Raw genomic sequence first — 10,546 nt, 5'->3', positions numbered from 1 at the left:
CTACAGCTTTATTACCGACTTATACCCCAGGCGCAGGTGATGCCACAGCAGGTACAGTTACTTTAACCTTAACAGGAACTGGTAATGGTAGCTGTGCAAGTGTTAATAATAGTATGACGCTTACTATCCTACCTGCCCCAATAGTAGAAGCGGGTAATGATGTAGGTATATGTGCGGGTGATGCTTTGGATTTAGGGACATCTGGCTCAGTTTCAGCGAGTAATACAAGTAGTTTAGCATGGAGCACAAGTGGAACGGGAACATTTGACGATAATACTGCTTTAGAGCCGATTTACACCCCTAGTGCAGCGGATGTAACAGCAGGTACAGTTACATTAACTTTAACTGGATTTGGAAATGGTTCATGTGCAGATGTTCCAGATAATATGACTTTGACGATCACACCAGCGCCAACAGTGGATGCAGGTAGTGATGAAGCGATATGTTCGAGTGATGATTTTGCTGTAAATTCAGCAGCAGTAGTAGCAAGTGCAAGTGATTTTGCAAGTTTGCAGTGGACTACAAGCGGAACAGGTACTTTTGATAATGATACCCAGTTATTAGCTACTTACACCCCAAGTGCAGCGGATGTAACAGCAGGTACAGTTACTTTAACGCTAACAGCTTTCGGGAATGGTACTTGTCCTGATATATCAGATAATATGACGTTGACTATTACTGCTGCTCCTGTAGCAGATGCAGGTGATGATGTTACCATATGTGAGGGAGATGATGCGGATTTATCAGTATCAGGAACTGTATCATCAGCTAATGGATCAGGCCAAACATGGAGCACACTGGGAGATGGTAGCTTCGATAATGTTAATAACCTGGAACCAACTTATACACCAGGAGTAAATGATATCGCGAACGGAAGTGTTGATTTAGTATTAACAGTAAATGGTAATGGATCATGTCCTGTAGCCAGAGATACAACCTTGCTAACCATCACACCAGCGCCTATAGCCGATGCAGGAAGTTCAGAGACTATATGTGAGGGAGTAGCATTTGATTTAAGTACAGCGACAACTCCAGCAAGTGCAAGTAACTTTAGTACTTTACAGTGGGCCACGAGTGGGACAGGTACATTCGGAGATGGCACACAGTTGGTAACCACTTATACACCAAGTGCGGCAGATGCCACAGCAGGTACAATTACTTTAACACTAACAGCTAATGGCAATGGTAGCTGTAGTCCAGTTTCAAGCAATGTTAACTATACAATAGTTGCTAGTCCTCAGGTAACAGCAGGTAGTGACGAAGATATATGTGATACAGAGGTATTTGATATGACTACTTTCACTGTAGCACCAACGGAAAGTAATAATTCAGGTATACAATGGAGCACAAGTGGAACAGGTACCTTTGGAGATGATACCCAGTTGATAACCACTTACACCCCAAGTGCAGCAGATATTACAGCAGGTTCAGTTACTTTAACCCTAACAGCTTTTGGTAACGCAAATTGTGGAGATATAAGTGATGATATGACATTAACCATCACCCCATCACCAGTGGCAGATGCCGGAGATGATCTAACAATATGTGAGGGTGATGCTTTAGACTTATCAGCTTCAGGTACTGTAGTTATTACAAATGAAAGTACAGTGAGCTGGTCAACAAGTGGAAATGGTACATTCGATGATAATACAGCAAATACACCTATTTATACCCCAAGTGCAGCAGATATAACAGCTGGCACAGTTACTTTATCATTAACAGTAAATGGTAACGGGCCATGTACGGTACCAGCCAATGATGATATGATCTTAACCATCACTCCGGCACCAGTAGTTGATGCAGGTAGTGATGAGAGTACATGTTCAAATCAGGCAATAGATTTATCAGGAGCTACAACTCCGGCAAGTGCCTCAAATACATCAGGTTTAACGTGGACAACAAGTGGTGATGGTGCATTTGATGATGCTACAGCTTTATTACCGACTTATACCCCAGGCGCAGGTGATGCCACAGCAGGTACAGTTACTTTAACCTTAACAGGAACTGGTAATGGTAGCTGTGCAAGTGTTAATAATAGTATGACGCTTACTATTATTGCGGCTCCTGTAGCAGACGCTGGTCCAGATCAATCAATATGCTCGGATAATACTACATTGGCAGCAAATGCAGTTGGAACTAACCAAACGGGTGTATGGAATCTATTTAGTCAACCAGCAGGTGCGGCTGTGGCCATTACTTCACCAAATGACCCTAACACAACAATTACCGATTTAACAGAAGATGGAGATTATATTTTTACCTGGACGGTGAGTGATAATGCAGCTATATGTATTGATGCTGTAGATACAGTTGTAGTTAATGTTTCAAGTGTTGTAGATCAAACATTGACGAATGATGCTATTACTGAAGTGTGTTCAGGAGATGATTTGACTGTAATTCTTGATAACAGTGAAACAGGTGTAACTTATGAAATATTTGTGGCTACCACGGCAACGGGCATAACTGAAGTTGGAGATGGTGATTCAATTGTAATTACTTTGCCTAGTGCTTTATTTGCTGATGGCGATGATATTTTTGTCAATGCTACTTTAGGCGGATGTTCTCTGTTGTTGAGTGACTTTACAACGGCTACCATAGTACCAGCCATAACAATTCAAGATGTAGCTACACCAAATACCGTAAATATTTGTAGTGGAAATGACGGATTAATCACTATTAATGGTAGTGAGCCAGGTGTAACATATGAAGCCCTTGTAAATGGTTCACAAACAGGTGCTGTGGTATCAGGAGCAGCCGGAGGGTCTTCAGTTAGTATTAGCGTTCCTAGTTCAGAATTTGTTGATGGCGATGTCATAAGTGTTCAAGGAGATAACGGAGTTTGTACTGAACTAATGAATGGAGATGTTACTATTAGTGTTATTGAAATAACTGATCAAAGCATCCAAAACCCTGATACTGTTGAGATTTGTGTTGGTGATCAATTCATATTAGTCCTTGATGACAGTGAAATAGGTGTAGATTATGAATTATTTATATCTACTTCAGCAACAGGACTAATTAAACCAGGTGACGGTGATTCGCTCGCATTTGTTCTGCCAAACGTTACTTTTTCCAATGTAGACTTATCTATAAGAGCTACTTCTGGATCGTGTTCTTTATTCCTTTCGGATAAAGTTAACCTTCAAACTAAAGCTGATATTGTTCGGCAGAATGTAGCCAATGCAAATCCTACTCAGGTATGTCCGGGAGCTGATTTAACAGTAAGCCTGGATGGTAGCGAGTTAGGTGTTGATTATGAGGTGTTAATAAATGGAATTGCTTCCGGTACAGTATTAGCTGGTACTGGTAGTCCTATCGATATTGTTTTACCTAGTGGAGATTTTATTGAAGGTGATTCAATTTCTGTAACGGGAACCTTTGATGCATGTACGTATGACATGACTGGCAAATTTGCAGTTCAGGAGTCATCTATATTAATATCCGAATCAATAACCAATTCTTCAGGTTGTGGAGCGACAGATGGAGAGTTGGAAATAAGCGTGTCAGGAAATAATTCCGGGAATCTATCTTTCCTATGGACTGGACCTTCAGGCTTTACAAGCACAGATCAAAATTTGACTGGTCTTGGAGCAGGAAACTATAGAATACAGGTAACCGATATCGATAGAGGCTGTATAGCTGTTGATACTTTTGCAGTAACCAACCCAATACCATTTACTGTTACCGATACAACCATTACCAACCAAACTTTATGTGGAGTTGATAATGGAGCGATTTCCATTGATATTACAGGTAGTACCGGAGACATTAATTATCACATCAAGCAAGCAACCAATGCAGTTGATACTGTTGATGCCTTATTAAATACAACGGTTGAAAGTTACTCTTACGATCAACTTTCACCAGGCAGTTACAAATTATTTATTGAGAATGGTGGGTGTGTAGATAGTGTAGAATTCTCGATAGATCCTTTTGAAGAGATAACTGCCACAGTCGTCAATTCAATAGAAGCTACCTGTGGTGATTCGGATGGTGAAATATCAGTCGAAGTGGAAAATCCATCAGGCTTGAACTTTGATGTTCTTTTATTTGAAGATATAAATGAAGCAGAAATAGCAAGTGAACTTGACCAAGATGGTTCAGTTCTGAATTTTACCTTTGGAGGGTTAAGTCAGGGAACCTACACGATAGTCATTAGACAACTGACTACTTGCGAGTTCCGTCAAGAAATTGACGTAAATGAGGATGCTCCATTTATTCCTAACACGCCAACTGTAGATAATATTACTGAATGTGGTGAGTTCGGAAGTATCTCGCTCACTTTTGCTGATGCAAATATGCCAACTAGCTATGCTTGGTTTAATTCAGAAAATGATACTATTAGCAGGGCATCTAGTATAGATAACTTGGAGGCAGGCATATATGGAGTTAAATTGAGCGATGCTAACTGTAGTGTTATTATTCGAGATATTGAGGTAACACAACCACCTGAATGTGATTTCCAATGTGATGACTTAAGAGCTGTACCAATTACTGAAGCTGCTTCGTGCTTAGGCGTTCAGGATGGTCAAATCTTCTTCTTGTTATCAAATGTAAGTGCATCAGACTCTCTTACCTTCCATATTAAGCCTAATGATTCATTAAACTATGATACATATACAGTAGCTAATTTTGGAAACGGATTGATAGTTGAAATCCCAGAGCTATTTACAGCTGGTACTTATAATTATGTAATTGAAGATGAAACGATTAACTGTCTATCTGATACACTTAACCTCAGCATAGGTACTAAGTCAAGTGTTTCAGCCAGTGTGGACATAACGCAACCAACTTGTAATATTTCTACTGGTAGTATTAGTGTGAGCTTAAGTGGTACTGCTGATTCATTTACATATGAATTGTATGCTTCAACAGACCTTACAACAGTTTTAGAAACAAGTACTACTGGTAATTTCAACGGTATTGACGAAGGTGATTATGTAATTCGTTTTATTAACAATAACAACAATGGTTGCGGTGTAGCAGATCAGAACATAACGATTGAAAATACCGCCATAGTTGGTTCAGATGCTGTTGATATCAATATCCAGCAACCAGAATGTGGTAGTACTACAGGTACTATCACTGCTGTACTGAATAACTTACCTAGTAATTATGATTTCCATTTGGTAGATGCAGATGGTGATACAGTCGCTACTAATTCAACAGGTATATTTAGTGAGGTAGCAATAGGTACGTATTTAATGCAGTTTGAAAATACCGTTGATCCTGATGCTTGTCAAATAAGTGATAGAGGTGGGTTATTGGTAGAAAGTGTTAATGCCTTTAGCGCAACCGTTTCTGATACAGTAGACGTAGTTTGCTTTGGTGATAATAGTGGCTCAGTAGTGATTACACTTGACGGTATTTCAGTGGGTTATTATTCCATTGATAATGGTAATCTATGGACTGAATTTACTTCTGGTAATGCAATTGAAGGTCTTCCGGCAATTAACAACATCTTAGTGAGTGATGAGCCCGGAACATCAGATTGTGAATTAAGTATTGCGGTTAATATTGAACACCTAAGCCAGCCAATTACGCTTGACGGTAATATTACACTTGTAACTCAGGCCAGCTGTACTACTGCTGAAGAAATTGGTGAGATAAGAATACCTGAAGTAAATGGCGGTGTAGCTCCTTATACTTTCACTATTGATGGTGAAGAAGTAACACTAGATGCAGATAGAATAATTGGTGGATTAGCCAGAAATGTGGATGAACTAACAATTACTGATGATACAGGATGTTCTGAGACTTTTGAAATAGGACCTATTGTTTCTCCAAATGAAATAAGGGCCATTGTAGAGGAAATTAACCCAGCGGATAATTGTCTTGACAATCCTGAAGGCTTAAGAGTAGTTATTGATCAGAATACCATTGATAATGTTACTGGCCCGTATAACTTCATCATTAATAGAGTGGATGATACGGAAACGGCAGAATTTACTTTAGATGTTGATATTAATGGTTCAGCTGAATTCTTAATAGGTCCTGATGAAAACCTCGAGTTTTTATTCGAGAAAGGTGTAAGGTACAGATGGACGCTAAGATCAGTTACTAATGAGCAAGCTTGTTCGGCTGATAATTTTATTACAATTAATGCCGGAGCGATTATTCCAACTTATGAAGTGGAAGGAATAAATGCACAATGTTTTGGTCAGTCAGGTTCTATAGAAATTACTAATATCTCTGCTGATGAAGATTTACCACTAGTTATCCAACTATTTAACGATAGAGATGACTTGATAAGAACTTTCACAGAACAGACTGTTCCATTAAGTGGTAACTTTATTATAGATCCTAACAGCTTTGGATTTGTTGAAACAGGCACATACAATGTACAGCTTTCTCAAAAACCAGGAAATTGTACAGATTCAATCAGGTCAACTTATTTGCCAGCAATTGTTGACGGACCTACTGCTGAGTTATTTGTTGAGCTTGTTCCGGAACCTCAATTACCTCCAGGTGTTGACAGAAGCAGAAGTGAAATGAATCCTATGCCAACTACCAGACCTGATTTTTCAAATGGTTCTATTTCTATAAGATTAGTAAGTAATACTAGTGCAACAGGTTATTCGGCCCAGATATTCTTAGTAGAGCCTCTAGGTGGAAATAATAGTGCACTGTATACATTGCCTTCTGAACCATTAGAATTTGGTGATGATAATATGTTAACTTTTGACAACCTACTACCGGGTGTTTACGAAATTGAATATTATGATTCATTCGGATGTGGAACTGCAGGTAATAAGCTTGTTCAGAATTTGGCGAGAGATGGTTTTGATATAACTGTTGATTTCGATAGATCACCATTTATTCCAAACATCTTTACTCCGGATGGTGATGGTATTAACGATGAATTCCAGATTCTTAATTTACCAGATGATGGTGCTGAATTAGTAGTAACCAATAGAACGGGAGCAATTGTCTTTAGATCTGCAAGTTACAGGCCTTCAAATCTATGGGATGGTGGTGATTTACCAGATGGTATATACTTCTACCAATTGACTATTGATAATGAAGTATTTAGCGGATGGGTAGAAATACTCAGGGGCGGTAATAAATAAGACGTTGAATCAAGTCACAAAAAAAGGCTTCTGAACTATCAGAAGCCTTTTTTATGATCATAAGTAATTGATCAGCTTTTATATATACCTAAAGCTAATAATACCCAGCCTGCTATTAGGAATAAACCACCAATAGGAGTGATGGCGCCTAGTTTAGAAATTCCTGTAGCACATAAAATATACAGGCTTCCACTAAATATGACCATGCCTACGATAAAGGAATATGCTGAGTAGTTCAGCATTTTATGCTCAAACTGATTCATAATAATTCCTAATAGTACAAGTGCTAAACTGTGATACATTTGGTACTTAACTGCTGTTTCGTAAGTGTCTAATCTACCTGATGCTGTTAAGGTTTCTTTCAGTGCATGCGCCCCAAAGGCTCCTAAAACTACTCTCAAACCTCCTAATATTGCTCCTGTTATTATGACGGTCTTTTGCATATTTTGTATCTAAATTATTTTATCAATTCTTTCAACTCCAAACTTGTCACTTCCCACTTCCTACCTTAATTTCTCTCTCCGAAAATGGCGCTGCCAACTCTCACCATGGTACTTCCTTCTTCTATGGCAATTTTATAGTCGCCACTCATACCCATTGAAAGTTCAGTCATATTGAGCTTTTCATCATTATACTTGGCCTTCACTTCTTCAAAAATATGCTTGAGTGATTTAAACTCTCTACGGATTTTATCTTCATCCTCAGTAAAAGTAGCCATGCCCATTAAACCTTTTACCTCTACAAAGTTCATCTCTTTAAATGCTTCGGAGGATAAAAGCTCATTAAGTTCGTTTTTATCAAGTCCGAATTTACTTTCTTCTTCAGCAATGTGCATCTGCAATAAAACAGGTATTATGCGCTCAATTTTTCTTCCCTGCTTGTTAATTTCCTTAAGCAGACGAGGACTATCAACACCGTGGATTAAGTGAACAAATGGAGCTATGTACTTTACCTTATTGCGTTGTAAATGCCCGATCATGTGCCACTCAATATCTTTGGGGAGATCCTCAGCTTTATCTGTTAATTCTTGTACCTTGTTTTCTCCAAAAGCACGCTGCCCATGAGTATAAGCTGCTTCAATGTTACTCGCAGGCTTAGTTTTACTTACAGCTATGAGCTTAACATCTCCAATTTCTGCTTTAATTGCATCTATATTTTTGGCGATATCCATTGTAGTATTTTCTTATTTACGGTATTATTAAATAATTAAATTCTAAGTTAATGGTTTAATTCTCTACAATAATTAATAATTTATCTTTTATAAGAGATTCAATTTTTTGCATGGCACTTTTAGGAAACTTAATAAAAAGAGGTATCAAGCTGAGAGAGAGCTTGAATCAGGATTTTTCTTCTCCTTTCGATCTTCAAAAGGCAGAATTGCGTGAGCTTATTATAGCGGCAAGAAATACCCAGTTTGGCAGAGCCTATATTTTCGATGAAATATTAGATGCTTTCAAAAGAGGCGGACATCAGGAATTCTATGAAGTATTTAAAAAGAATGTGCCTGTTTTTAACTATGATAAAATGCATGATGCCTGGTGGCACAAGCTTGTTGAAGGCGAGAAAGATGTCAGCTGGCCGGGTAAAATAAAATATTTCGCCCTAAGTTCAGGTACTTCAGGAGCAGCCTCTAAAAGAATACCTGTTACCATGGATATGGTCAATGCTATCAGGAAGACAGGTGTAAGGCAAATACTTTCTCTTTCTCGCTACAAAGGATTGCCTTCAACTGTTTTTGAGGGCGGTACACTAATGGTAGGGGGAAGCACTGACCTCAACGACCATGGAGACTATGCTGAGGGGGATTTAAGTGGGATAACCACAGGTAAGATACCTTTCTGGTTTCAGCGGTTCTATAAGCCCGGTAAAGATATTTCTAAAAAGAAAGATTGGGATGAAAAGCTGGAGCAGATGACGCTCAAGGCCAAAGATTGGAACATTACCATAATAGCTGGAGTGCCCGCCTGGATACAAATCCTAATGGAAAAGATAATAGCACATTACAAAGTAGACAATATACATGATATCTGGCCTAATTTTGAAATTTATGTGCATGGTGGTGTTGCTTTTGAACCCTACAAAAAGGGTTTTGAAAAGCTATTGGGTAAACCTATAAATTATATCAACACTTATTTGGCCTCTGAAGGCTTTATCGCCTTTCAGGTTGAGCAGGGCGTACATGACATGCGCTTATTGCTTAATAATGGTATTTTCCATGAGTTTGTGCCGTTTAACGAAAAGAACTTCGATGAAGACGGAAACATGCGTGATAACCCCGAAACTCTGATGGTTCATGAAGTGGAAGAGGGCAAGGAGTATGCGCTTCTGATCAGTACATTATCCGGTACATGGCGTTACCTCATTGGAGATACTGTGAAATTTACTTCTAAGGCTAACAGCTCAATCGTTATTACAGGGAGAACAAAGCATTTTCTGAGTTTATGTGGTGAGCATCTTTCCGTTGATAATATGAATAAAGCGATAGAAGATGTCTCTAATGATATGGGCTTCGATGTGAAAGAATTTACCGTAGCGGGTGTAAGACATGAGTCACTTTTTGCACACCATTGGTATGTGGGCATTGATGCTTCAGTTGATGAAAATCAGTTACAGGAAAAGCTAGATGAAAGGCTCAAAGTACTTAACGATGATTATGCTACTGAGAGAACTGCCGCTCTCAAGGATATGACAGTAAAAGTGTTGCCAACAAAGGTCTTTATTGAATATATGGAGGAGCAGGGTAAAGTTGGAGGACAGAACAAGTTTCCACGAGTGCTAAAAGGTGATAAGCTCGATAGCTGGTTGAATTATTTAAGAGAAAGAAAGTTGATTGAATGAGCAGCATTATTTTAGAAGGAGTGCTCTTTGGCCTTCTGTTGGCTGTTATGATCGGCCCGGTTTTTTTTGCACTTATTCAGAACAGTATAGAGAAGGGGATGAAAGCAGGTGTGATAATGGCATTAGGCATTGCCATTGCTGATGTTAGTTATATCCTGCTGATGTATTTCAGCGTAAAACTTTTTAGAAATAACCCAACGGTATCTGTCGTTTTTGGCGCGGTAGGTGGTCTTATCATGTTGTTAACAGGTGTTTATAGCTTTCTCAAAAAGAATTATAAAATTGAGAGTGATGTAAAAACTACCAAAAAAGGTGTTTTGAAACAGTTTATTAAGGGCTTTGTACTGAATGGCATCAATCCTTTTGTGCTAATGTACTGGCTAGGTGTTATGACCCTCGTTACTGTTAAGAATCACTATAGCCATACTGAAATTATAAGCTTCTTTTCAGCCATTATCGGTACGCTTTTAATTACTGATGTCACAAAAGTAGCCTTGGCTCAACGTTTAAGAAATTTCATAACGGTCAAGCGACTCAAAATCATGAATCGAGTGGTAGGAGTTGCCCTGATTCTCTTTTCTTTTAGGTTATTCTACTTTGCATATGAACATTTCGAATCTAATATGTTTCAATAGTTT

At 38.7% G+C, this 10,546-nt stretch carries 5 protein-coding genes; 3 read left to right on the top strand and 2 right to left on the bottom strand.

Features of this window, described 5'->3' with window-relative positions; all coding sequences use genetic code 11:
• Positions 1 to 7,070 (top strand): T9SS type B sorting domain-containing protein (locus tag JKP34_RS14260; RefSeq protein ID WP_201922865.1); only part of this gene is annotated, 7,070 nt, incomplete at its 5' end.
• A gap of 71 nt (positions 7,071 to 7,141) precedes the next feature.
• Here JKP34_RS14260 and JKP34_RS14255 read toward each other — a convergent pair.
• Positions 7,142 to 7,513, bottom strand: coding sequence for a DUF423 domain-containing protein (locus JKP34_RS14255; RefSeq protein WP_201922863.1), 372 nt, complete (start codon positions 7,511 to 7,513; stop codon positions 7,142 to 7,144).
• A 65-nt stretch (positions 7,514 to 7,578) separates the two neighbouring features.
• A complete protein-coding gene (locus JKP34_RS14250) occupies positions 7,579 to 8,241 on the bottom strand; it encodes a YggS family pyridoxal phosphate-dependent enzyme (protein ID WP_201922861.1) in 663 nt (220 codons plus the stop codon).
• Positions 8,242 to 8,351: 110 nt separating this feature from the next.
• Here JKP34_RS14250 and JKP34_RS14245 point away from each other — a divergent pair, with 110 nt between their 5' ends.
• Together JKP34_RS14245 and JKP34_RS14240 are read left to right on the top strand one after the other, a co-directional pair.
• On the top strand, positions 8,352 to 9,908 hold the full coding sequence (locus JKP34_RS14245) for a GH3 family domain-containing protein (protein WP_201922859.1): 1,557 nt from the start codon (positions 8,352 to 8,354) through the stop codon (positions 9,906 to 9,908).
• Positions 9,905 to 10,543 carry a LysE family translocator gene (locus JKP34_RS14240; protein WP_201922857.1) on the top strand — a complete coding sequence of 213 codons (639 nt, stop codon included), beginning with the start codon at positions 9,905 to 9,907 and terminating at the stop codon, positions 10,541 to 10,543. The genes JKP34_RS14245 and JKP34_RS14240 overlap by 4 nt, the downstream gene beginning before the upstream one ends.
• The last annotated feature ends 3 nt before the right edge of the window (positions 10,544 to 10,546 follow it).

Source organism: Marivirga atlantica, from assembly GCF_016734805.1.
GTDB lineage: Bacteria > Bacteroidota > Bacteroidia > Cytophagales > Cyclobacteriaceae > Marivirga > Marivirga atlantica.
Note: the sequence above shows the minus strand (reverse complement) of the source record. Positions and strands in the feature narration are given on the sequence as shown.

What these genes read in the sequence shown, in the direction of transcription:
- JKP34_RS14245 (WP_201922859.1), top strand. Translation starts at nt 8,352, where the DNA reads ATGGCACTTTTAGGAAACTTAATAAAAAGAGGTATCAAGCTGAGAGAG.
- JKP34_RS14255 (WP_201922863.1), bottom strand. Translation starts at nt 7,513, where the DNA reads ATGCAAAAGACCGTCATAATAACAGGAGCAATATTAGGAGGTTTGAGA.
- JKP34_RS14240 (WP_201922857.1), top strand. Translation starts at nt 9,905, where the DNA reads ATGAGCAGCATTATTTTAGAAGGAGTGCTCTTTGGCCTTCTGTTGGCT.
- JKP34_RS14250 (WP_201922861.1), bottom strand. Translation starts at nt 8,241, where the DNA reads ATGGATATCGCCAAAAATATAGATGCAATTAAAGCAGAAATTGGAGAT.